A 21,486-nucleotide genomic window follows, 5' to 3' on the forward strand; every position below is an offset into this window, starting at 1 on the left:
TGGGGCAGCGGTGAAATATTCCGGGGGCGAGCCCGCACCCGGAAAGTATCAGGATTAATTAGGCGTAACGACATTCACCCACAGTTCAAATTGATCCAGAGTGGCGATGATTTCATCCAGTTTCGCCGCATCACCCGTGACTTTGGCTTTACCCGATTTCACCAAATCGGCCATTTTCACCTGGCCGGTCAGTACATCATGCAAGTCAGCACGGCTAAGAGAGAATGACGCATCTGCCTTCTGCTGTAAGGTCTGACGATAGTTAAGTACGCTATCATTCAGCGTCAGGTTCAGATTATCGCCTTTATCCAGAGTGAAGTTCAGGCTGATATTTTTGCCCGCTGCTTTCTCGCTATCCAGACGCACAGCCATGTAATCAAACAGCATTTCTACCGTCATACCTTTGATCGTATCGGCTGAGTTCGAGGTGCCATGGGTAAATTTATGCACGCCTTCTCGCAGTTCTTTTGCTCCGGTCAGATAGAAGCCGCGCCAGGTGGCGGACTCAGCCTGATAGCCCAGCTGTTCAAAAGAATTCGCCTGCAGATTTTTTGCCGTCTGATTGCCTGGGTCTGCAGCGATAACCTGCTTGAGCAGTTCTGACGTCCAGCGATAGTCACCCTTGTCATAAGCCTGCTGAGCCAATTCAATAGCGTGTTTTGCGCCCCCCAGCGCTTCGACGTAGCGTTTACCCATATCGGCCTGGCCGTAAGGGTTCAGGTTCGCCGGGTTGCCATCGAAATAACCAAGGTAGAAGTTGTAAACCGCGCGGGCATTATGGCTGACGGAACCATAGTAGCCCCGGCTGGCCCAGTTATTTGCCAACGCTGGTGGCAGCTTAACCATGTTGCCGATTTCGTTCATCGTATAGCCCTGATTCGCCAGGTGCAGGGTCTGATCGTGAATGTACTTGATGGTGTCGCGATACTTGCCGATATAGTCATTAATATGTTGATTGCCCCAAACCGGCCAGGTGTGCGGCATAAACAGCACCTCGGCCTGGCTGCCCCACAGATCCAACGTTTGGTTCAAGTAAGAAGTCCATTTGCTGGTGTCTCGGGTTTTTGCCCCGCGCAGGGTGTAGAAATTATGCAGCGTATGGGTGGCGTTTTCTGCGGTACACAGTGCTTTCAACGCTGGAATATAGAAGTGCATTTCTGACGGAGCTTCGCTGCCAGGAGCCATCAGGAAGTCAAATTCCAGGCCGTCGATCGTCATCTTTTCGCCGGTTTTGGTAATGGATGTTGTGGGGGCGATGATCGTCGGTAAACCTGTCGTTAGCGTTACGCCCAGACCGTTGCCGATGTTACCCTGCGGATTATGTGCAAGGAGCAGACCGTAGGAGTAGAGCGCACGGCGGCTCATGATATTACCTAGCAGGACGTTTTCGCTGATGGCTTCTTCCATAAAGCCTACTGGGGCAATAATCTGCACTTTACCAGACTTCACGTCATCCTCGGAGACAATACCCTTGACGCCGCCATAGTGGTCGGTATGGCTATGCGTATAGATAACCGCAACAATTGGTTTTTGTGGCCGGTGCTGATAATAAAGGGCCAGGCTGGCTTTTGCCGCACCCGCCGTTACGAGTGGGTCGATAACGATAATACCGGTATCACCTTCGATAAAGGTAATATTGGAAATATCCTGGCCGCGTACCTGGTACATACGTTCGGTCACTTTGAACAGGCCAGAAATACCGTTGAGCTGCGACTGCCGCCACAAGCTGGGGTTGACTGTTTCTGGCGATGGGGCGTTGATATCGAATTTATAGTCTTCAGCCCGATAATAGGCTTTTCCGTCCGCATTTTTCAGGATCCCCTCATTAGGAAGCGGGGCGATAAATCCTCGCTGTGCATCGTCAAAATCCTGACGATCGTTAAAAGGGAGTGACTGGAGATATTTTTGGTTCACTTGCTGAGTATATTCAGTCGCAGCCTGCGGGGCTTCACTGGCATATACGGAATGTACAAAAAAACTGCTTGCTACGGTAATGGCGATAAAAGTCCTGTTTAAACGGAATAACTGTGAGTTATTCATATAAATCTCCATTTATCATTTGTATTTTGAATATGTTATAAGTTAGAGGGACGTTGCTTCGATTTGCTATTCATAATAAAGCGATTTTTTATTTTTGCGGAATAAGAAATGTGAGGTGAGTAACTATTTCTGTAAGGTATTTGTGCGGAACGATGGAGGTTAATAATAGAACTTATTACATTTGATTATATTTAATAAAACGTGGGCTGTTTTATTGGATGTTTTTTCAATTAAACATTGAGCCAGATATCGGTGTTGCTGGTATCAGGCCCAATGTCAAAATATTATGCTGTATCACGTTGTGGCAAATAACGACTATGGGCCAGCGCTGCCGCGCCCTGCGCGCCGTTAAAGGCCGATGAGGATGCAGTAATAAAGCGCAGCGCCTGATACGGCAGAGGACGGCGAACGTAGGTTTTGACCATTTCGATTAGCGCGTCGCGCGGAAAGGCGGGCATGTCCATCACGCCGCCGCCGAGGATCACCGCGTCGGGGTCGAACAGGTTGATGCTGGTGGCGATGGCGCGAGCGGCATGGTTCAGCAATGTCTGGACAAACGGTTCCTGTACGGCGTGAATAAACAGCTCGCCAAGTTCATAAGCCCTCGGCTCCTGTTCGTACCAGCGCTCAAGGGCAATGCCGGAGCAGACGGTCTCCAGACAGCCGGGATTACCGCAGCCGCAGGTGAGGGCGTCATTGCCCTGTGGAATATGCCCCAGTTCGCCCGCCACGCCGTGCGCCCCAGTCCACGGTGCGCCGTTCAGCCAGATAGCGAAGCCCATTCCGGTACCGAGGTAAGCCGCCAGCACCTCCTGCTCTTGCAGACCATTTTCCTGGACGTCAAACGAGAGCTGCAAATTAACGTCGCGGGAAAACTCCACCGGGCAGCCTAATGCAGCTTCCAGCCGATCGGCCAGGTTATACAGATCGTCGGCGGTCAGGGGCAGATTGGGAGTAGAGATAATCGTGCGTTTGTCTTTCGCCACCAGCGCCGGAAAGCCCATCACCAGCCCACAACAGTGGGCAGAGTGGTTGGCAAGCTGCCGCTGTAGCAGGTTTTTAATACCACTGACCAGGCCATCGGCGGCGATAACGTCCGCAGTGCGCAGCTTTTCGCAGTGCAGCGCTTCGCCCTGCGCTGTTTGCAGGCAAAAACGGATATGGGTCGCCCCCATATCCACGCCCGCGACGACGTTAAGCTGTTTTTGCATGAGGCAGTACCTCGTTTTTCGCCGCCAGGATCTGCTCCGCCATCACCTGCCACGCGTCATGGATGTTGTCACCATGGTTAAAGAGACCGGACGTGCCGACGATAAAGACATCTGCGCCCGCCGCCATCAGTTTTTCGTAGGTGGCTTTGTTGCAGGAGCCATCAATTTCGATTTCGTAGCTCAGTCCTTCGCGTTCGCGCCAGGCTTTCAACTCAGCGATTTTCTCCAGCATTTCCGGGATAAACGGCTGTCCGGCGAAGCCTGGATCGACGGTCATCACCGTGATTTTGTCGGCTTTATGAATGTAGTACTTCATGGTCTCAACCGGGGTTTCCGGGTTGAGGATTAGCCCCACCTTCATGCCGAGGCGGCGGATTTCCTCAATCAGACGGAAGGCCTGGCCGTTAATGGTTTCCGGATGCAAGGTGATAAAGTCCGCGCCTGCCTGCGCCAGCTGGCTGATGTAATCCTGCGGACGGGTAACCATCAGGTGGCAGTCCAGCGGTTTGCTGGCCAGCCTCTTCACCTGGCTGACGAAAAACGGCGACAGCGTCAGGTTCGGTACAAAATGGCCGTCCATAATGTCGATATGAAAATAGTCTGCGTGCTGGTCGATAAACTCGATCTGTTCTTTGAATTTCAGCAGATCCATACACATTAAAGAGGGAGCAATTTTCATTATAAATTCCTTACTTACTGATAAGACGGTCGAGAGCGACAGCCGCGATGATTAATCCGCCCATCACCACCAGTTGGTAGTAGGTTTGTACTTGCAGAATATTCAGTCCGTTGTTGATGGTGCCGATGATTAAGCCGCCAATGACCACTGAGAAGATGCGTCCCTTGCCGCCGAAGAAGCTGGTGCCGCCGATAATGGCGCTGGCGATGGCGTACGTTTCAAAGCCCATGCCCGCCAGCGGTTCCGCCGCGCCGAGACGCGCCGTAGAAACCACGCCCGCAAGGCCAGCGCAAACGCCGGAGATAATAAACACCAGCAGCATGTGGAATTTGACGTCGATACCGGAGTAGAACGCGGAGTTTTTGTTGCCGCCCAATGCATAGATATTGCGTCCCAGCCGGGTACGGGTGGTCAAAAACCACAGCAAAACCGCCACAATCAGCGAGAAAATGACCGGTACTGGAATGCCCAACGGCGTGGCGGCAAAGAAGTTAACGAAGCCAAATGAGAAGCCGTACACCGAGTTGGCATCGGAAATCACCAGCGTAATACCGCGGAAAATAGCGTTGGTGCCAAGGGTGATAATAAACGGATGCAGACCGGTCCAGTTGACCAGGCAGCCGTTAATCGCCCCCAGCGCACCGCCCACCAGCACACCGCCAATCAGCGCCGCAAGAAACGGATCGACGCCCGCCAGCATTAGCTTGGCTGTGACCATCCCGGAGAGCGCGAGGATCGCTCCAACCGACAGGTCGATCCCGGCGACGAGGATCGCGAAGAATTCGCCCATGCCGATCAGCACGGTCACCGAACTCTGCACGAAGATCTGCGTAATATTGTTGGTCGTCAGGAAATACTCCGACGACAGGGTGCCAAATATCGCGACGATGATTGCGAGGATAAAAAAGGTGCCGTATTTATCCCAGAACAGCGCGAAGTTAAACGGTTTTTTCTCGTCCATGTCGCCTTTCACTCTTGTGGTAGTGCCCATGCCATAATCTCCTCTTCGCTCAGATCGTCGCGATTGCTCAGGATTTGCGTCAGTCGCCCTTCGCAGAACACGGCAATGCGGTCGCAGACGGCGATAATTTCAGGAAGTTCGGACGACACCATCAGGATGACTTTTCCGTCATCGGCCAGCTGGCGCATCACTTTATAAATTTCGGCTTTTGCGCCGACGTCGATACCGCGCGTTGGCTCATCGAAAATAATGACTTCGGGGTTGCAACATAACCATTTGGATATCAGCACCTTCTGCTGGTTGCCACCGGAAAGCTCTCCAATGTTCTGATCGACGGAATGACACTTCAGCCCCAGCAGCTGGCGCTGCTCTTCGGCCGTTTTGTGTTCACTGCTTTCGTGAAATAGCCCCATTGCGCCTTTGTAACCGCCGCGCTTCAGGCTCTGGCTGACCGCCATATTCTGGGCGATGGAAAAATTGGGGAAAAAGCCGTTTTCCCGGCGACTTTCGGTGATGTAGCCCATGCCTTTCTTTAAAGCGTCCAGCGGTGAGCGAGGGGAGATCTCTTTGCCGTTCAGGTAGATTTTGCCGCCTGCGCGCTTATCGACACCGAACAGGCAGTTCATCAATTCAGTGCGCCCGGAGCCCACCAGTCCGGCAAAGCCGAGAATTTCACCGCGATTAACGCTAAAGGAGATATTGCGAACTTTTTTCTTGTCGTGGCTGGTGACGTTTTTCACTTCGAAGACCGTTTCGCGCACGATGTTGCCGGTACTCTCTTTCATGGCGTTAAAGCGGTTCTGTAGCTCGCGACCGACCATCAGGCGCACGATGTCATCGTTATTCACTTCGCTGACCATCCCGCTGCACACGCTGCTGCCGTCTTTCATCACCGTATAGCGATCGCAGATGCGGCGAATTTCCGCCAGCTTGTGCGAGATATACACGATGGCGGTGCCCTCTTTGCGCAGTTGGTTCATGATCAGAAACAGGTAATCCACCTCTTTATTGGTCAGCGAAGAAGTGGGTTCATCCATAATCAGTACTTTGGCGTCGAGCATCAGCGTCTTGGCGATTTCCAGCATCTGTTTGTGGCTGATGGACAGGTTCGCCACTTTCTCGTCCAGGCCGACTTTTAATCCAACGCGCAGCAGCATCATTGCCGCCCGCACGCGCATTTCTCGCCAGTCGATAATATTGACGCCGCAGAATTTTTTCGTCAGATGACGACCAATATATAAATTTTCCAGCACCGTTAATTCATCAATAACGCTGAGTTCTTGATAAATAATACCGATGCCGAGCTGGGCCGCTAATTTATGGTCCAGCTTGTGGTAGTTGACGTTATTAATGGTAATGGTGCCTTTGGTCGGTTCATGTATTCCCGACAGAACTTTCATCAGCGTTGATTTACCGGCACCATTTTCCCCTAATAACGCATGTATTTCGTGAGGGTAAACAGTTAAATCAACCGATTTTAATGCGTGAACCGGACCAAAGGATTTGCCGATCCCCGCCATTGAAATATATGGCGTGAGCATAGAGAATTTCCTTTATTACCTATTACTGGGAGCGTGCGGTCTTCCCCTCACCCTAACCCTCTCCCAAAAGGAGAGGGGACAGCCTGGCGCTATTGGTGAGTTTGGCGCGGTCTGCCCTTCTCCCTCTCCCTGTGGGAGAGGGTTGGGGTGAGGGCACCAGACCGCAAGAAACCTAAATTATTTCGTCACCAGAATAGAATCCACCAGCTTAAATTGCGGGGCTTTATCCAGCGGGATCACCTTGCCGCTCTTCTCGGCTTCGACCATCAGCTTAAGGCCGGTTGCGCCGATATCCGCCGGGTTCTGCGCAACGGTAGCCGTCATCTGCCCGGCTTCGACCATCTTGCGTGCTTCCGGAATGCCATCGGTGCCGACGACCAGAATTTTGCCCGTTTTGCCAGCATTAGCGACGGCTTGTGAGACGCCCATTGCCATGGTGTCGTTAGCGCAGTAAATCGCTTTGACGTTCGGGTTACGCTGCAACACGTTAGTCGCAACATCCAGTGCTTTAATACGGTCCCAGTCGGCGGGTTGGCTGGCAACTAGTTTGATCTGGCTGGCTTTTTTGAAGGCTTCGGTGGCGCCGTTACGACGAGCTTCACCGGACGCGTTACCGGCTTTGCCTTCGATAATAGCGACTTCGCCGCCTTCAGCGCCCAGCTTGTCGATGATAAAGTCTGCGCCTTTTGCCCCGACCGCCACGTTGTCGGTGGTGACAAACCCTTCTACGTTGCCGCCGGCTTTCTTCAGGTTATCCATATCGATTTTTTCATCGAGGTTGACCAGATAGATGCCCTTTTTCCAGGCTTTAGCCACTGGCATCACCAGGTTTACGGAGGAGAGCGGCGCAAAGGCGATACCTTTGTAGTTTTTGTTGCTCAGGTCTTCAAATAGCTGCAGCTGCGACTGGAAATCGCCTTCCGAAGGGGAGGCGAAAATATCGACGCTCACACCCAGCGTTTTCGCTTCGTCTTCAATACCTTTTTTCATATCAACCCAAAATGGGTTGGATAATGTTTTTAATACGACAGCGTAATCGGCGGCGGCAAAGGCGCTGGTGGATAACATGACGCCCATGAGCGTACCGCTGAAAATTTTCAGATATTTATTCATATCAATACTCTCGGTGTAAGGTACAGTTTTATTGATCCCACTGATGTGGGATCGGCTTTTTATTTACTTCAGCGCGCCTGGTGAAAAGAAATTAACAATTGCGCCGGTTTTTTGCATATTTAAATTCGCTTGCTCAATATCTAGTTGTGCAACTGAAACAAAGAACGCATCTAATAATGTCAGTTGTAATATACGCGCTGAGGCGTTTCGTCCCAATAAAGGTGTTTCTGGTGCTGGCGAACAAATAATAAAATCAGATAATTTGGCAATCGGCGAATGGTAGCTGTGGGTGATACAAATAATTTTCGCCCCATTCTTCTTCGCGAGCTCCACGGCCGATTTAATATCGCTGGTGCGCCCGGAGTGGGAAACCACCAGCACTACGTCGCCTTCTTTCAGCAGCGACGCGGACATCATCATGATATGCGCGTCCGGATAAGTCTGGCAGCGCACGCCGATGCGTAAAAATTTGTGCTGCACATCAGCACAGATGGCGTTAGAGCCGCCCGCGCCGTACAGGTCGCGCTGATTGGCCTGGGCAAAGAAGCGCGCCGCACGGTGAATCTCATCAACGTTGACGATCGACTGGCCTTCCATAATGGTGCGCAGGGTGATGTTAAAGACCTTGTTCACCACGTCCTGCGGCGCTTCATCAAAAGAGAGCTCTGCCGGGAGGACCTGTTCAGATTGCGAAAAATACGCTTCCAGCGCGCTGCGCAGATTACGAAAACCGCTAAAGCCCAGCAGTTTAGAAACCTTCACGATCATGGCTTCGGATACCGACAGCGCTTCCGCGACATCCTTTATAGCTGGCGCATCGCTCAGATTGCCGGGCTTAAGCAACCATTCGACGATTCGGCTTTCGTTTTCGGTCATACCTTCCTGTTTCATGCGAAGCCAGGGGGCGAGGCCGATACCGTTGGGGAGCGAACTGGATTCTGACTGACTCATCGCTTTCTCTTTGTCCATAAAATGAAGACGCCACTATATCACCACAGGCAAAACAGAAAAGATACAATCAACTTCACAAAAAATGTATTTTTATAAAGTTTTGTATTTTGTGAAGTTTTATTGAATCTTTAAAAAATGGATTTATGATTTAAATGTATAAAAATCATTTAGTTATGTTGTTTATTTTAACGTTGTAAAAAATGAAAATATTCGACATAAATATTTTTTACACTTGATTTGTGAAATTGTGCCGTGTAGAACAGGCGCAGATGACGGTGGATTTGCTGTTTAAATCGGCAAAAGTTGCCGTTTAAATCACAAGACACCCTATATTCGTAAAGTTAACAACAGGCGAGGCTATGTATGAAAAGGATTGCATTTGGCTGCGATCACGTCGGGTTTATCCTGAAAGACGATATTCTGGCGTACCTGCACCAGCGCGGTATCGAGGTCGTGGATAAAGGAGCATGGTCAACGGAGCGCACCGACTATCCGCGCTACGCCAGCGCCGTCGCTCAGGCCGTTGCCGCCGGGGAAGTGGACGGCGGAATTCTTATCTGCGGTACCGGCGTCGGCATCTCTATCGCCGCTAATAAACACCCCGGCATTCGCGCCGTCGTGTGCAGCGAGCCTTATTCCGCGCAGCTTTCACGCCAGCATAATGACAGCAATATCCTGGCTTTTGGTTCGAGGGTGATTGGTCTTGAACTGGCGAAAATGATCGTCGATGCCTGGCTGGCAGCCGAGTTTGAAGGCGGGCGTCATCAGGGCCGGGTTGACGCTATCGGCGCGATTGAACAGCAGCGGATTTGAGATTCCTCCGCTACTCGCGATGATAGCCGTTGATTAACGTAGAGCCAGCCCACCGATGAGACTGGCTTTATGAAACGTTACTCTACCGCTTTGCTTTTCTGCGCTCTGGCGCTGGCCAACCCGCTGGCGCACGCTGATATTATTGACGACGCCATTGGCAATATTCAGCAGGCCATTAATGATGCTTATCACCCCAACGATAGCCGTTCGGATGATGATTATGATGACGGGCGCTATCAGGGCAGCCGTCAGCAAAACAGCGATCGCCAGCGGCAGTATGACGACAGGCAACGGCAAATTGAGGATCGTCGCCGCCAGCTTGACGATCGTCAGCGCCAACTGGACCAGGATCGTCGGCAACTGGAGAGCGATCAGCGTCGGCTGGATGACGATTACTGACGTGGGGCGACTCGCGGTGGTAACCAGGGAACGATCAGCCCCATAACGATGCCGGACAGCAGCGCCGAGATAAGTAACAGCGGGATTAAATAGAAAAGCATCGGGATAAATGCGCCAATGATGCCGCAACAAATCGCCGTTATCACAACGCCCGCTATTCCCCCAGTCAATAAACGCCAAAACCAGATGCGATAAACTTGCCCTGACAGGATGGCCATAAAAATACCGGTTAACAATGCGGGTAAAAAGCCAATACCCCAGGTGAGGGATATTATCTCAGGGAGATGGCTGAGGAGTTCGTCAATTGAGGTGCCCCTGGGAAAAAACAGGAGTAGCGGCAGCGGTATTAACGGCCCAAGCCCCACGTACCAGCAAATATGGTGGAGAAATTTATTCATCAGGCGCTTTCCTCCGACTTCATCCCCGGCAGATAAGGTATCAGCCACCCCATAATCATCCCGGCAAGTAGACCTGAGCCAGTAAAAATCCAGAAAACCTCTTCATTCAGGATAAAGTGCAGAAGATCTCTATCAGTAAAAAGTAACACGCTTAATATTGCCGCCATCACGCTAATCCCCAGACCGATTGCCGCACTGGCGAGTGTGCGCCTGTAGTGGAACGCGTAAATGTATGTAGGCAGGCAGGCGACGGCAATACCCGTCAGCAGAGCAGGGAGGGCGCCGATTAACCATGTCACGATAAGCAAGAAGGGCAGCATGGAGACAATATTCCGAAGAAAGACGCCCGGTGACTCGTGATACTGCAATGCGATGGCGACGATTGAAATGATCGCAACCGGCAAACCAGCGCATGATGGCCCCAGCAATGTAAACCAGCCAGCATGGTGAATAATTCGTCGTGTTGTCGTCATTTCCTTTCCCTGAGTTTTTTTTGTCCTTCAGAAAAGGTATTTCATTATTGTGAAGTGAGAATGAAGTCAGGGTGAAGCGGCGGTCTAAAGTGAGTTTAGTTCGGGCAGGGTGGGGACAACCTCTTCCAGCAGCGCGACGAGTTCGGGGTCCATATAGCGATAGTCGTCGGGGATATCCAGCACGTAAAGCGGTTTATTTTCGACCAGGCGACGATATTCGGCGACAAGACGATTTTTATGTTTTTGCTCCATCACGCAGATGATATCCGCCCAATTGAGGAGTTCCGGGGATAGAGGTTTTCTGGCGTTCCGACTGGTGCCCGCAGAGCGAACGTTCATACCAGGATAACGGCGGAACACCTGTTCCGCCGTAGGGCTTCGCCATTGATTGCGGCTACAAACAAAAAGCACGTTGATCAATTTGATAACAGCTCTTCTATTCCTTGGTGCGCCAATTGGCGACGGGTTTTACGGGGATATTCCATTCCCAGCTGTGCGGCCCGTAGCAGTTTTTCTGAACGCATATAGAGCAGCTTCCAGTTTTTTTCACTACGAAAACGTAAGAGGGCGGTGTGAACATCGCGAGACTTATTGCGCTGCTTTTGCGCAATGCGCCAGTCCCGGTTACGAGTTGTTTCCATTGTGTTTTCTCTCTCAGATTGATCGGGTTCAGCAGCCGCGATAATACGGAGAGTAAAACGTCGTTATGTTAACGCTGTCGGGAACCGTTTATCCAGCGTTTTCCTCCGACTTCATCCCCGGTAGATAAGGTATCACCCCCCCCATGACAAGACCGGCAAACAGACCAGAACCCGCAATTGTCCTGAAATCGTTGTCATGGAAGATGAGGATAAAATTTTTAAGGTTTGGGTTGGAAAGAAGCAGCATCGCTAATATCACGGCTGCCGCGCTAATGGCCACGCCGATTATTGCGCTGGCGAGGATACGCCGATAGTGAAACGCGTAGATTTCCGCAGGTAAACAGGCAATGGCAATGCCCGCTAACAGCGCAGGGACGACGCCAATCAACCATGTGATGATGAGAAAAACCGGCAGCATGGTGACAATGTCCCACAGAAAGCTGAATGACGGATTTCGAGATTGTAATGTGATGGCGACAATCGCCCACAGTACGCCAACATAGGGTCCCAGTAATGCAAACCAGCAGGCATGATGAAAAATGGGGCGCGTTGCGTTCATGTGATTCCCTTCAGATGATTAAGTCTGAAAGGAAGGTAGTGATGTTTAGTGAAGAGACGATGAAGTGCGCTTAGAGCCAATCCCATTAGGGCTATTTTGCTTGCCATTTTGAACCTGGGCAGTGCTCAGAATCCTCACGTACTACGTGTACGCTCCGGTTCTTGCGCGCTGGTCGTGTTCAAGCTGGCTGCGCCAATAACGCCTACTGGGATAGGCTCTTAATCCAGCACAATCTCCATACCGTCAAATCCCGCTTCAAATCCCGCAGGCAGAGAATGCGCCATCATCCACGCATCGAACTGGTGGCTGATATGGGTGAGGATCACTCGAGGGCAGCCAATCACCTGATTAATCGCCCGCACGATGTTGAGATCGCAGTGGTTGCGCGGCGGCTGCGGGCGCGGCTCGTGGCTACAGTCGATGATGATCAGCTGCGGCTGGTTGTTGAGCAGAAATTTCAGCGTTTTTTCCGGCAGGGCGGCGGTGTCGGACAGCCAGGCGACCCGGCTATGGGCTGACTCCAGCAGATAGCCAAAAGTGAGCTTTGAGTGGTTTAGCGGCAACGGCGTGACGCGTAGTCCTTGCAGCTCGAACATGACAAACGGCTCGACGGTGTGGCTGAAGTCCAGCAGGCCCGGATGTTTGAACAGATCATCGCAGCCCTGTTCATCAGGCGGGCCGTAGACCGCAATGGTTTCGCCTACACCCCAGCGCAGCGGGAACAGGCCCTGAACATGATCCATATGATAATGGGTGAGCAAAAACTGCTGAAAGCTACCGGCAGGCCACTGCTCCATCAGATCCGGCAGCCCGGCATCGAGCAGCGTTACCGCGCTGTTGAATTTGACCACCGCGCTACAGGGGCGACGGCGGTGCGCTTCGTCGCTGCGGGCGCGGCGGCAGGCGGGGCAATCGCAGCCGAAAACCGGCACCAGCTGCGCGCCGCCGGTCCCGGTTAAGCGGATAGTCAGGCTCATGTTTTCACCTCGCGTCATTCAGGCAAGCTGCTGTTCGCGTCGGTTGCCGTGAACGCGGATCAGCGACACCATGGCATCCACCGACTGGCTCAGGCGACCATCGTTGTTGAGGGTCAGGCACGCACTTGGCGTATAACGTGCCGCGCGCTCCAGCCGCTGAGCGATCTCCGTTTCGTTCTCTCGCCCGCGCTGCTCCAGACGTTGACGCAGTACTTCTGGCGAAACCTGCAAACAGATGGGTAGCAGGGCGTCAGCATAGCGCGTTTTTGCCTGAGCCAGATGAGCGCGGGAGCCGTTAGCGACGACGTCAAACCCGGCGTGCAGCCACAGATCAATCTCGATGCCAATGCCGTAGTAATTGTTATTGGCGTGCCAGCTAAGCGCAAACAGATGCTGCTCGGCGCGGGTGAAAAACTCATGCTCGCTGAGGGCAATATGGTTCTCACAGCCCGCATTGTGCGGGCGAGTGATGTAACGGTGCGCCACCAGTAGCTGCGGGTGTTCGCGCTGGCGCAGGGCCGCCAGCAGGCTATCTTTGCCGGAGCCGGATGGGCCGACCAGCCAAATCAGTTTCCCTGTCATTAAAAGACCCTCTTACCTTGACGCCAGACGTTATCGATATGGACATGCTCGCCGCGACGGTGTGCCAGCACCAGATCCGCGCGTTTACCTTCGGCAATCGCGCCGCGATCGTGTAGCCCCAGCGCCTGCGCGGGATTTTTGCTCACCAGACGAATAGCCTGGGCGAGGGTAAACGCGTTGCCGTCGTCATCGGCGATGCGGAAAGCGGCATCCAGCAGGCTGGCGGGATAATAGTCGGAAGAGAGAATATCCAGCAGGCCGTTGCTCGCCAGGTGATGAGCGGCGACATTGCCTGAATGCGAGCCGCCGCGCACGATGTTCGGCGCGCCCATCAGGACGTTCATCCCGTGCTGACGCGATGCCTGCGCTGCGGCTAATGTGGTAGGAAATTCGGCGATCACGCTGCCAAGCTGGTGCGATTCGACCACATGTTCATGGGTGGCGTCGTCGTGGCTGGCCAGCGCGATATTGCGCTCACGGCACATGGCGGCAATGCTCTGCCGGTTGGGCTGCGACCAGGCCGCCGCCAGCGCCATCTGCTCCTCTTCGAATTTATCCATCTCTTCGTTGGTCAGATGATATTTCCCCTGGTAGTAGTCGCGATATTTGCTGCGGTCGGCGTACTGGCGCTGGCCAGGGGAGTGATCCATCAGGGAGACCATGCTTACCGGCTCGCGGCTAACCAGCTTCTCAAACAGTGGCAGAGTGGTGTGATGCGGAAGCTCGCAGCGCAGATGCAGTCGGTGCTCGGCGCGGTTGAGGCCGCGTTTTTGTGTCTCTTCTACCGCGTTGATCATTTTTTCCAGATTCTCCAGACGGTCGCCACCATCGCGCACGTCACCAATGGCGACGGCATCCAGCACGGTGGTGATGCCGCTGGCGATCATTAGTGCGTCGTGGCTGCTCATCGCCGAGTGGGCGGGCCAGTCCACCTTGGGACGCGGGGTGAAAAACTTGTCGAGATTGTCGGTATGCAGTTCAATCAGCCCCGGCAGCAGCCAGCCGCCTTCGCCGTCAATCGCTTCTGCCTGGCGACTCTGGCTTTCGGCAAAGGCAGAAATTCTGCCATCCTGCACTTCCAGCGAACCGTTGATCACCTCATCGTCGAGGACCAGCTTTACATTATTGATAATCATGCTGAAATCCCCATCGGGTGCAGGCGGTCGGCGACCTGGTTACGCGTTGCCTCATCGTGAAAAATGCCGACGATCGCCGCGCCGCGCGCTTTGGCCTCGTTAATTAGTTCCACTACCGCAGCGCTGTTTTTCGCGTCCAGCGAGGCGGTAGGTTCGTCGAGGAGCAAAATCGGGTAATCGACCGCGAAGCCGCGGGCGATGTTGACGCGCTGCTGTTCGCCGCCGGAAAAGGTGGAAGGAGCCAGGTGCCACAGGCGTTCAGGGACGTTCAGGCGCGTCAGCAAGCGGGCAGCCCGTGAGGCGCTCTCTTCGCGCGGAATGCCCAGTTCGAGCAGCGGCTGCATGACCACGTCGAGAGCCGAGATGCGCGGGATCACCCGCAAAAACTGGCTGACCCAGCCGATGGTGGTTTTACGGACTTCCAGCACTTTACGCGCCGAGGCGCTGACCAGATCGACCCATTCGTCACCGTGGCGAATATGGATGTGGCCGCTATCGGGCAGGTAGTTGGCATACAGCGAGCGCAGCAGGGTGGACTTTCCGCTGCCGGAGTGGCCGTGCAGCACCACGCATTCACCGGTATTGACGGTCAGCGAGGCGTCGGCGAGAACCGGCAGACGAGCGCCGTGTTGCTGGTGCAGAACAAAGGTTTTATATACGTTTTCAACGCGGATCATGTTGGCCTCTGGGGGTTGATTGCCGGGTGGCGGCTGCGCCTTACCCGGCCTGCAGGTGCGCTGTTCGTAGGCCCGTGCAAGCTAAGCGCCGCCGGGCAACAGCAACATCAGTTCTGCAATACCGACGACACCAGCAACTGGGTGTAGGGGTGATGCGGATCGTCGAGCACCCGGTCGGTTAAGCCGCTTTCCACCACCTGACCCTGCTTCATCACCAGCAGGCGGTTAGCCAGCAGGCGGGCGACGCCGAGGTCATGGGTCACAATCACCACCGCCAGGTTCAGCTCTACCACCAGACCACGCAGCAGGTCGAGCAGGCGTGCCTGTACCGAAACATCCAGCCCGCCGGTAGGCTCATCCATAAACACCAGCTTCGGCTGGGTCACCAGATTGCGAGCGATTTGCAGACGCTGCTGCATGCCGCCGGAAAAGGTGGTGGGCAGGTCGTCAATGCGTGAAGGCGGGATCTCTACCTCCTGCAACCACTGTTCGGCGGTGGCGCGAATATCACCGTAGTGCCGCGCGCCGGTCGCCATCAGGCGCTCGCCGATATTGCCCCCCGCCGACACCTGGCGGCGCAGGCCATCCATCGGATGCTGATGCACTACGCCCCATTCGGTGCGCAGCAAGCGACGGCGATCCGCTTCGCTCATCGCGTACAGCGAACGACTCTGATACAGCACTTCGCCCTGCTGCGGCGTCAAGCGGGCGGAAATCGCCTGCAGCAGAGTGGTTTTCCCCGAACCAGATTCGCCGACGATACCCAGCACTTCGCCCGGCCACAGTTCAAACGACACATCGCTGAAGCCTTTGCCCGGCGCATAAAGGTGGGTCAGGTTATTGACCGCCAGTAATGGATGACTCATTTTTTCTGCGCCTCGCTCTGTTGGCGGCAATAGTCGGTATCGGAGCAGACAAATATTCGCTTGCCGCTGTCGTCGAGCACCACTTCATCAAGGTAGCTATGGCGCGACCCGCAGATGGCGCACGGCTCGTCCCACTCCTGGACGGTAAACGGATGATCGTCGAAATCGAGGCTTTCCACCGGGGTATAGGGCGGTACCGCGTAGATACGTTTTTCGCGCCCGGCACCAAAAAGCTGTAGCGCAGGCATCATATGCATCTTCGGATTATCGAATTTAGGAATCGGCGACGGGTCCATCACGTAGCGGCCATTGACCTTTACCGGATAGGCGTAGGTGGTGGCGATATGGCCGAAACGGGCGATGTCCTCGTACAGCTTCACCTGCATCACGCCGTACTCCTCCAGCGCGTGCATGGTGCGGGTCTCAGTTTCGCGCGGCTCGATAAAACGCAGCGGCTCCGGGATCGGCACCTGGAAGATCAGGATCTGATCTTCAGCCAGCGGCGTTTCCGGGATCCGGTGGCGGGTCTGGATCAGCGTGGCGTCTTCGGTGCATTCGGTGGTGGCGACGCCGGTGACGCGCTTGAAAAACTGGCGAATCGACACCGCGTTGGTGGTGTCGTCGGCACCCTGATCGATGACCTTCAGCACGTCATTTTCACCAATCACGCTGGCGGTAAGCTGAATACCGCCGGTTCCCCAACCGTAGGGCATTGGCATTTCGCGTCCGCCGAACGGCACCTGGTAACCGGGGATCGCCACCGCTTTGAGGATAGCGCGGCGGATCATGCGTTTGGTCTGTTCGTCGAGATAAGCAAAGTTGTAACCGGTCAGCGCGTTAGCCACGTGGATTCTCCCGTTGCAGGCGTTTGAGTAGCGCCAGTTCGGCCTGGAAATCGACATAGTGGGGAAGTTTGAGGTGCGAAACGAAACCGGCGGCCTCGACGTTATCGGCATGAGCCAGCACAAACTCCTCGTCCTGGGCAGGGCCCGCCACCTCTTCGCCGTACTCCGGCGCCTGGAGCGCGCGGTCCACCAGCGCCATCGCCATCGCTTTGCGCTCGCTCATGCCAAACGTCAGGCCGTAACCGCGGGTAAAGTGCGGCGGCTCATCCTGCGGGTCGACAAAGCCGTTGACCATTTCGCATTCGGTCATCAGCAGTTCGCCGATATTGACGGTGAATCCCAGCTCTTCAGGGGTAATTTCCACCGCGACGTAGCCACTGCGGATTTCGCCAGCAAACGGGTGATTGCGCCCGTAGCCACGCTGGGTGGAGTAGGCCAGCGCCAGCAGATAGCCCTCGTCGCCACGCACCAGCTGTTGCAGGCGCGACGAGCGCGAGCAGGGGTAGACCGGCGGATTACGGGTGATGTCATCGGGCTGCGCGTTGCTATCTTGCTCGGCTTTTGCCAGTTCTTGCTGGACCAGCAGATTAAAGACGTGCGGCGTCGGTTCCTGTGGTGCGCTATTGGCTGCCAGCGGCGGCGTTTCGCCGTTGGCCAACAGGGTAAAATCGAGCAGGCGATGGGTGTAATCGTAGGTCGGGCCGAGCATCTGGCCGCCGGGGATATCTTTATAGACCGCCGAAATTCGGCGCTCAAGGCGCATATTGGCGGTATCGACGGGCTCGCTGACCGCCAGTCTTTGCAGCGTGGTACGGTAAGCGCGCAGCAGAAAGATGGCTTCAACGTTATCGCCGCTAGCCTGCTTTAGCGCCAGCGCAGCCAGCTCCCGGTCGGCGATGCCGCCTTCGGTCATCACCCGGTCCACCGCCAGATTGAGCTGCTGGGTAATCTGTTCAACGCTGATTTCCGCAAGCCGTCCATCGCCCCGGCGTTTATGTTCCTGTAGGGCGTGAGCGGCGACGATCGCCTTCTCACCGCCTTTGACGGCTACGTACATTAGCAGACCTCTACATGCGTGGTGCGCGGGATGGCCAGCAGCCGTTCGCCGCAGGTCAGGATCAGGTCGATGCCCAGCGGGAACGGATGCGGGCGCTCGGTCAACTCTTCAATAATGCATTCCGGCAGCTGCGGGGCGATCATGCGCTCCTCGGCGATACCCGCGCCGGTCAGACGCAGCATGCGTCCGCCGCTAAGGCTGGCAAGCTGGACAATCAGCGTCACACCTGTTTCAGGGGCGACGACGGTTCCGGCAGAAAGCACGTTCAACTGTTCGGCGCTGATGCTGTCGTTGGCGATGGCGAAGGTCGCCTGCTGCGGCTGTTCAACCAGCGGCGCGCCGGTATGAAATCGCAGATTCTGCCCGACAAGGTCGTTATGCAGCGCTGGAGCCAGCCAGACCGGGGTGTCGTGATCGACCAGCGTCAGCAGCAGGCTGGTGGAGGCGATATTCAGCGGCTGCCAGCCATGCTGGAGCTGTTGCAGGGAGACGATCACCCCCGGCTCGCTCATCGCTTTCAGCAGACGGCGGAAACTGTGTTGGGCGTCCTGCACAGCCAGGGTAAAAGCGGGTTGTAATGTCATGCGTTATCTCCGCGAACCAGAGTAAAGAAGTCGACCCGGCTGGCGTTGACTTCGGCGCGTCGGGCTTCAATGCGCGCGCTACGTTGTTCTTCCAGCGGGGTTATCAGGGTTTCCATCAGGGTGTGAAAATGGTGTGGCGACTGCATCAGGGCATCGATAGCCGCACAGCGTTCGGCGTGCGGACGGTCGCGGCCGAGGATCCAGCTATAGCCGAGCGTTCCGTCGGCCAGGCGAATCGCGGCGCGAGTTAATGTGGTATCACCAGCAAAGAAACGATCGCCGATGCCGCCCATGCGCGCCTGTAGCTGCACCAGGCCGGTTTCCGGGGTGCGAATCAGCTCATACTGCGGCGCGAGGTTTAGCGTTTGCATCCGCGCAGCAAGTTCTTGTGGTTCACTGTGGGCCAGCACGGACATCCAGCGCTGGCGGGTAGCGGTATCAAAGTGCATTCAGTGCTCCATCGTGAATTCAATCATGTCGGCGCGGGTCAGGCTGACGGAGTACTCCGTCGCGCTCTGTTCGTTCTGACGATGATTCAGCGTGCGCACGCACAGTAGCGGCGCCATATTGGGAATGCTGAGGATCTTGCTCTCTTTAGCCTGCGCGCGGCGGGCGCTGATTTTGGTGCGTACGCGGGTCAGCTCGATATCAAGCTGGTCGCGCAGCAGGTCATGGAGAGAGCCGTGGGTAAAGGTTTGCAGCACCGGCCACAGGCGCAGGTCGGTAAAGTAGTGGTCAATCAGGCACAGGGCGACGCCGTTAACGCGGCGCAGGGTGCGCAGGTGAATAACGTTATCGCCTTCGTTAATGGCAAAGGCTTCGGCCACGTGGCTGCTGGCCGGGCGCAGGACCGACAGCAGCTTCTCGCTGGTCGGATGGCTGCCCTGTTCGAGAAGATTCTGGCTAAAGCGAGCCTGGGCATTGAGCGGATAATCAATCGGGCGCATCAGCACCAGTACGCCGACGCCCTGACGGCGCTGGACCCAGCCGCGATCAACGAGCTGATCGATAGCCCGGCGCAGGGTGTGGCGGTTGACTTCGAAGCGGGTCGCTAGCTGCTGCTCAGCGGGAAGATAGTCGCCGCAGCGGTAGTGGTGGCGAAGCTCTTGCTCAAGTTTGGCGGCAATTTCCTGATATCGTGTCGGGTAACTGGTCGGATGTCTGGATAAGTACATGTCAATCGAGCCTCACTAAGGACAAGAAGGTTTTTCCCCTCTGAGCGTGGGCCGATCCTGACGGATTATTGTTACATTTCGGTTAAAACATGATGACCGGAGGATGAAGAGTGGGTGCCAGTGAGATGACAAGGTGAGGGGATATCTGCGCGCTGACCCTCACCCCGGCCCTCTCCCGGAGGGAGAGGGAGAAAAGCGGGTTCGGAGCGGTCTGCCTGCGGGGCTAACAGAACGGCTCAGTAGCTGAAGATGGTACCGTCCTATCCCCTCTCCCTTTGGGGAGAGGGTTAGGGTGAGGGGAAAATGTCAGCGTTAAGGCTCTTTCACCACGTTGACCATCCAGGGGACGCCGAAGCGGTCGGTCACCTTACCGAAACCGTGGGCCCAGAAGGTTTCCTGCCAGACCATCTCTATCTGCCCGCCGTCGGCGAGGCCGTCAAACCAGCGTTTACCTTCCTCAATATCTTTTGGATCCAGCACGAGTGTAAACCCGGCGTAGCGCTCCGTTTTGCTGGAGGGGCTGTCGCTGAGCATCAGGATGCCGTCCGCCACGCGCAGGCTGGCGTGGGCGATACCGTCGGCGGCGAGATGCTGGCCCGAAGGGCAACCGTCTTCGGCATCCTGTATATCCTGCGGCATTTCGCCGTAAGTGATTTGGTGGATGAGCTCAGCACCCAATGCCTGCTGGTAGAACGCGATGGCTGCGGCGCAGTTGCCGCTAAAAGCGATGTAGGGACTTAAGGGCATAACCATTACCTCAGGTAACGAATATCTCATTAAGCGTAGAAGGGGATTGCAAAATTAAGCCAGGCGGCAGCGGCGGAATACCCGATACGGCCAGCAGGTAAGCGCAGGGTAACCGGGGAATAATGACCACTTTTCAGATTTTTCTATCGAGAAATATATTCCCGCCCGACGGCGTGCGCTGGGGAATAATAGCGACGCCGGGCAGGAAATAAATCAGTTCTTTTTAACAAATTCAGATTTTAACTTCATCGGGCCAAAACCATCGATTTTGCAGTCAATATTATGATCGCCTTCAACGAGGCGGATATTCTTCACTTTTGTGCCGATTTTCAGCATAGAAGAGCTACCTTTAACCTTCAGATCTTTCACCACGGTAATGCTATCGCCGTCGGCCAGTAAATTACCGTTGGCATCTTTGACGACCAGTGCGTCGTTATCGTCCGCAGGCTCGGCATTGTTCCATTCATGGGCGCATTCTGGGCAGATAAACATGCTGTTGTCTTCATAAGTGTATTCAGAATGGCATTTTGGGCAGTGTGGCAGTGACATGACGTTCCTCGCGATTACTGGATAAAACAGGACGTTGGTCCATTAAATAGCGGCTGATAGCCGAAAGTGACGCTGATTATAGCGCAATCCCGCACTTTTGTCGGGCCTTTTTTACGGGCGTTCTCGGGGAAGAAAGCAAATATATATCGCGAAAAACCGCCGGGTTATTTCCATAAAATCGGCCAGATATTTCCGGAAATGTATCGTTAACTTCCAATATTCATTGAATTTATTGGTTATGGGCGACTCTGTTTAAGGGTAGGTAAATTTTTGTGAAGTTGATCCCATAATTAAACGCTGTTAGGGTAAAAAGGCGAGATCGCAAATTCACCATACTTATAGCGACTCCGTTTATTCATTTATGGCCAGAGCAGGCGTCAACAGGTTCGGTTGTACAGACTGTCAGCAGACAGTGCAGGCAAACCTGCTACGCTTGAAAGGTGGAGCACAGCAATGAATTGCTCCCAACGCATGACGCGAATGACCTTGTCATTCGGCGGAGATTCGTGCGC

26 protein-coding genes are annotated in these 21,486 nt (G+C 54.7%); 2 read left to right on the top strand and 24 right to left on the bottom strand.

Annotation, left to right across the window (positions count from 1 at the left end):
- Positions 1–54: 54 nt before the first annotated feature.
- From HV127_RS09045 to alsR, 7 genes are all read right to left on the bottom strand, one after another.
- Positions 55–2,040, bottom strand: a complete 1,986-nt coding sequence (locus HV127_RS09045; RefSeq protein WP_182235671.1) for an alkyl sulfatase dimerization domain-containing protein — start codon at positions 2,038–2,040, stop codon at positions 55–57.
- A 284-nt stretch (positions 2,041–2,324) separates the two neighbouring features.
- A complete protein-coding gene (gene alsK / locus HV127_RS09050) occupies positions 2,325–3,251 on the bottom strand; it encodes an allose kinase (RefSeq protein WP_182235672.1) in 927 nt (308 codons plus the stop codon).
- Complete coding sequence (alsE, locus tag HV127_RS09055; protein WP_182235673.1) at positions 3,235–3,930, bottom strand: D-allulose 6-phosphate 3-epimerase; 696 nt, start codon at positions 3,928–3,930, stop codon at positions 3,235–3,237. The genes alsK and alsE overlap by 17 nt, the downstream gene beginning before the upstream one ends.
- Before the next feature lie 10 nt (positions 3,931–3,940).
- Positions 3,941–4,921 carry a D-allose ABC transporter permease gene (alsC, locus tag HV127_RS09060; protein ID WP_110274541.1) on the bottom strand — a complete coding sequence of 327 codons (981 nt, stop codon included), beginning with the start codon at positions 4,919–4,921 and terminating at the stop codon, positions 3,941–3,943.
- The gene (alsA, locus tag HV127_RS09065) at positions 4,900–6,432 is read right to left on the bottom strand and encodes a D-allose ABC transporter ATP-binding protein AlsA (RefSeq protein WP_182235674.1); all 1,533 of its coding nucleotides are present in this window, start codon (positions 6,430–6,432) and stop codon (positions 4,900–4,902) included. The genes alsC and alsA overlap by 22 nt, the downstream gene beginning before the upstream one ends.
- A 177-nt stretch (positions 6,433–6,609) precedes the next feature.
- Positions 6,610–7,545 (bottom strand): D-allose transporter substrate-binding protein, encoded by a 936-nt coding sequence (gene alsB, locus HV127_RS09070; protein ID WP_182235675.1) that lies wholly within the window; start codon positions 7,543–7,545, stop codon positions 6,610–6,612.
- A gap of 63 nt (positions 7,546–7,608) precedes the next feature.
- Positions 7,609–8,496, bottom strand: a complete 888-nt coding sequence (gene alsR / locus HV127_RS09075) for a D-allose utilization transcriptional regulator AlsR (protein ID WP_110274538.1) — start codon at positions 8,494–8,496, stop codon at positions 7,609–7,611.
- 363 nt (positions 8,497–8,859) lie between these two features.
- Between alsR and rpiB the strand changes: the two genes are divergently transcribed.
- Positions 8,860–9,309 carry a bifunctional allose-6-phosphate isomerase/ribose-5-phosphate isomerase RpiB gene (gene rpiB, locus HV127_RS09080; RefSeq protein ID WP_182235676.1) on the top strand — a complete coding sequence of 150 codons (450 nt, stop codon included), beginning with the start codon at positions 8,860–8,862 and terminating at the stop codon, positions 9,307–9,309.
- Between the two features lie 69 nt (positions 9,310–9,378).
- Positions 9,379–9,708 carry a DDRRRQL repeat protein YjdP gene (gene yjdP / locus HV127_RS09085; RefSeq protein ID WP_182235677.1) on the top strand — a complete coding sequence of 110 codons (330 nt, stop codon included), beginning with the start codon at positions 9,379–9,381 and terminating at the stop codon, positions 9,706–9,708.
- Here yjdP and HV127_RS09090 read toward each other — a convergent pair.
- The 17 genes from HV127_RS09090 to HV127_RS09170 all read right to left on the bottom strand — a co-directional run bounded on the left by HV127_RS09090 (position 9,702) and on the right by HV127_RS09170 (position 20,974).
- Positions 9,702–10,106 carry a hypothetical protein gene (locus HV127_RS09090; protein WP_182235678.1) on the bottom strand — a complete coding sequence of 135 codons (405 nt, stop codon included), beginning with the start codon at positions 10,104–10,106 and terminating at the stop codon, positions 9,702–9,704. The two genes, yjdP and HV127_RS09090, sit on opposite strands and share 7 nt — an antisense overlap.
- Positions 10,106–10,579, bottom strand: a complete 474-nt coding sequence (locus HV127_RS09095; RefSeq protein ID WP_228727456.1) for a hypothetical protein — start codon at positions 10,577–10,579, stop codon at positions 10,106–10,108. The genes HV127_RS09090 and HV127_RS09095 overlap by 1 nt, the downstream gene beginning before the upstream one ends.
- 84 nt (positions 10,580–10,663) lie before the next feature.
- Positions 10,664–10,996: a phosphotyrosine protein phosphatase gene (locus HV127_RS09100; protein ID WP_182240607.1), complete on the bottom strand. Its 333-nt coding sequence runs from the start codon at positions 10,994–10,996 to the stop codon at positions 10,664–10,666.
- Positions 10,996–11,220 carry a hypothetical protein gene (locus HV127_RS09105; protein ID WP_182235679.1) on the bottom strand — a complete coding sequence of 75 codons (225 nt, stop codon included), beginning with the start codon at positions 11,218–11,220 and terminating at the stop codon, positions 10,996–10,998. Before HV127_RS09105 ends, HV127_RS09100 begins: the two co-directional genes overlap by 1 nt.
- 88 nt (positions 11,221–11,308) lie before the next feature.
- The gene (locus HV127_RS09110; protein WP_182235680.1) at positions 11,309–11,779 is read right to left on the bottom strand and encodes a hypothetical protein; all 471 of its coding nucleotides are present in this window, start codon (positions 11,777–11,779) and stop codon (positions 11,309–11,311) included.
- Positions 11,780–11,997: 218 nt separating this feature from the next.
- Complete coding sequence (gene phnP, locus HV127_RS09115) at positions 11,998–12,756, bottom strand: phosphonate metabolism protein PhnP (protein WP_182235681.1); 759 nt, start codon at positions 12,754–12,756, stop codon at positions 11,998–12,000.
- 18 nt (positions 12,757–12,774) lie between these two features.
- A complete protein-coding gene (gene phnN, locus HV127_RS09120; RefSeq protein WP_182235682.1) occupies positions 12,775–13,338 on the bottom strand; it encodes a ribose 1,5-bisphosphokinase in 564 nt (187 codons plus the stop codon).
- Entirely contained in the window at positions 13,338–14,474 is a 1,137-nt protein-coding gene (gene phnM, locus HV127_RS09125; RefSeq protein WP_182235683.1) for an alpha-D-ribose 1-methylphosphonate 5-triphosphate diphosphatase, read from the bottom strand. The genes phnN and phnM overlap by 1 nt, the downstream gene beginning before the upstream one ends.
- Positions 14,471–15,151, bottom strand: a complete 681-nt coding sequence (gene phnL, locus HV127_RS09130; protein ID WP_182235684.1) for a phosphonate C-P lyase system protein PhnL — start codon at positions 15,149–15,151, stop codon at positions 14,471–14,473. The genes phnM and phnL overlap by 4 nt, the downstream gene beginning before the upstream one ends.
- Positions 15,152–15,258: 107 nt before the next feature.
- On the bottom strand, positions 15,259–16,017 hold the full coding sequence (gene phnK, locus HV127_RS09135) for a phosphonate C-P lyase system protein PhnK (protein WP_181483976.1): 759 nt from the start codon (positions 16,015–16,017) through the stop codon (positions 15,259–15,261).
- Entirely contained in the window at positions 16,014–16,862 is an 849-nt protein-coding gene (locus HV127_RS09140; RefSeq protein ID WP_182235685.1) for an alpha-D-ribose 1-methylphosphonate 5-phosphate C-P-lyase PhnJ, read from the bottom strand. Before HV127_RS09140 ends, phnK begins: the two co-directional genes overlap by 4 nt.
- Complete coding sequence (locus HV127_RS09145; protein WP_182235686.1) at positions 16,855–17,919, bottom strand: carbon-phosphorus lyase complex subunit PhnI; 1,065 nt, start codon at positions 17,917–17,919, stop codon at positions 16,855–16,857. The genes HV127_RS09140 and HV127_RS09145 overlap by 8 nt, the downstream gene beginning before the upstream one ends.
- Positions 17,919–18,503: a phosphonate C-P lyase system protein PhnH gene (gene phnH, locus HV127_RS09150; RefSeq protein WP_182235687.1), complete on the bottom strand. Its 585-nt coding sequence runs from the start codon at positions 18,501–18,503 to the stop codon at positions 17,919–17,921. The genes HV127_RS09145 and phnH overlap by 1 nt, the downstream gene beginning before the upstream one ends.
- Positions 18,500–18,952: a phosphonate C-P lyase system protein PhnG gene (gene phnG / locus HV127_RS09155; protein ID WP_110274526.1), complete on the bottom strand. Its 453-nt coding sequence runs from the start codon at positions 18,950–18,952 to the stop codon at positions 18,500–18,502. The genes phnH and phnG overlap by 4 nt, the downstream gene beginning before the upstream one ends.
- Positions 18,953–19,678 (bottom strand): phosphonate metabolism transcriptional regulator PhnF, encoded by a 726-nt coding sequence (gene phnF / locus HV127_RS09160; protein ID WP_182235688.1) that lies wholly within the window; start codon positions 19,676–19,678, stop codon positions 18,953–18,955.
- Between the two features lie 312 nt (positions 19,679–19,990).
- Entirely contained in the window at positions 19,991–20,425 is a 435-nt protein-coding gene (yjdN, locus tag HV127_RS09165; RefSeq protein WP_110274524.1) for a VOC family metalloprotein YjdN, read from the bottom strand.
- Between the two features lie 213 nt (positions 20,426–20,638).
- The gene (locus HV127_RS09170; RefSeq protein WP_182235689.1) at positions 20,639–20,974 is read right to left on the bottom strand and encodes a zinc ribbon domain-containing protein YjdM; all 336 of its coding nucleotides are present in this window, start codon (positions 20,972–20,974) and stop codon (positions 20,639–20,641) included.
- Between the last annotated feature and the right edge of the window lie 512 nt (positions 20,975–21,486).

This window comes from Klebsiella sp. RHBSTW-00215 (assembly GCF_014103785.1).
In the GTDB taxonomy this organism is placed as follows: domain Bacteria; phylum Pseudomonadota; class Gammaproteobacteria; order Enterobacterales; family Enterobacteriaceae; genus Klebsiella.

Coding starts and splice junctions, on each gene's coding strand:
- HV127_RS09045 (WP_182235671.1), bottom strand. CDS start 2,040: ATGAATAACTCACAGTTATTCCGTTTAAACAGGACTTTTATCGCCATT.
- alsK (WP_182235672.1), bottom strand. CDS start 3,251: ATGCAAAAACAGCTTAACGTCGTCGCGGGCGTGGATATGGGGGCGACC.
- alsE (WP_182235673.1), bottom strand. CDS start 3,930: ATGAAAATTGCTCCCTCTTTAATGTGTATGGATCTGCTGAAATTCAAA.
- alsC (WP_110274541.1), bottom strand. CDS start 4,921: ATGGGCACTACCACAAGAGTGAAAGGCGACATGGACGAGAAAAAACCG.
- alsA (WP_182235674.1), bottom strand. CDS start 6,432: ATGCTCACGCCATATATTTCAATGGCGGGGATCGGCAAATCCTTTGGT.
- alsB (WP_182235675.1), bottom strand. CDS start 7,545: ATGAATAAATATCTGAAAATTTTCAGCGGTACGCTCATGGGCGTCATG.
- alsR (WP_110274538.1), bottom strand. CDS start 8,496: ATGAGTCAGTCAGAATCCAGTTCGCTCCCCAACGGTATCGGCCTCGCC.
- rpiB (WP_182235676.1), top strand. CDS start 8,860: ATGAAAAGGATTGCATTTGGCTGCGATCACGTCGGGTTTATCCTGAAA.
- yjdP (WP_182235677.1), top strand. CDS start 9,379: ATGAAACGTTACTCTACCGCTTTGCTTTTCTGCGCTCTGGCGCTGGCC.
- HV127_RS09090 (WP_182235678.1), bottom strand. CDS start 10,106: ATGAATAAATTTCTCCACCATATTTGCTGGTACGTGGGGCTTGGGCCG.
- HV127_RS09095 (WP_228727456.1), bottom strand. CDS start 10,579: ATGACGACAACACGACGAATTATTCACCATGCTGGCTGGTTTACATTG.
- HV127_RS09105 (WP_182235679.1), bottom strand. CDS start 11,220: ATGGAAACAACTCGTAACCGGGACTGGCGCATTGCGCAAAAGCAGCGC.
- HV127_RS09110 (WP_182235680.1), bottom strand. CDS start 11,779: ATGAACGCAACGCGCCCCATTTTTCATCATGCCTGCTGGTTTGCATTA.
- phnP (WP_182235681.1), bottom strand. CDS start 12,756: ATGAGCCTGACTATCCGCTTAACCGGGACCGGCGGCGCGCAGCTGGTG.
- phnN (WP_182235682.1), bottom strand. CDS start 13,338: ATGACAGGGAAACTGATTTGGCTGGTCGGCCCATCCGGCTCCGGCAAA.
- phnM (WP_182235683.1), bottom strand. CDS start 14,474: ATGATTATCAATAATGTAAAGCTGGTCCTCGACGATGAGGTGATCAAC.
- phnL (WP_182235684.1), bottom strand. CDS start 15,151: ATGATCCGCGTTGAAAACGTATATAAAACCTTTGTTCTGCACCAGCAA.
- phnK (WP_181483976.1), bottom strand. CDS start 16,017: ATGAGTCATCCATTACTGGCGGTCAATAACCTGACCCACCTTTATGCG.
- HV127_RS09145 (WP_182235686.1), bottom strand. CDS start 17,919: ATGTACGTAGCCGTCAAAGGCGGTGAGAAGGCGATCGTCGCCGCTCAC.
- phnH (WP_182235687.1), bottom strand. CDS start 18,503: ATGACATTACAACCCGCTTTTACCCTGGCTGTGCAGGACGCCCAACAC.
- phnG (WP_110274526.1), bottom strand. CDS start 18,952: ATGCACTTTGATACCGCTACCCGCCAGCGCTGGATGTCCGTGCTGGCC.
- phnF (WP_182235688.1), bottom strand. CDS start 19,678: ATGTACTTATCCAGACATCCGACCAGTTACCCGACACGATATCAGGAA.
- yjdN (WP_110274524.1), bottom strand. CDS start 20,425: ATGCCCTTAAGTCCCTACATCGCTTTTAGCGGCAACTGCGCCGCAGCC.
- HV127_RS09170 (WP_182235689.1), bottom strand. CDS start 20,974: ATGTCACTGCCACACTGCCCAAAATGCCATTCTGAATACACTTATGAA.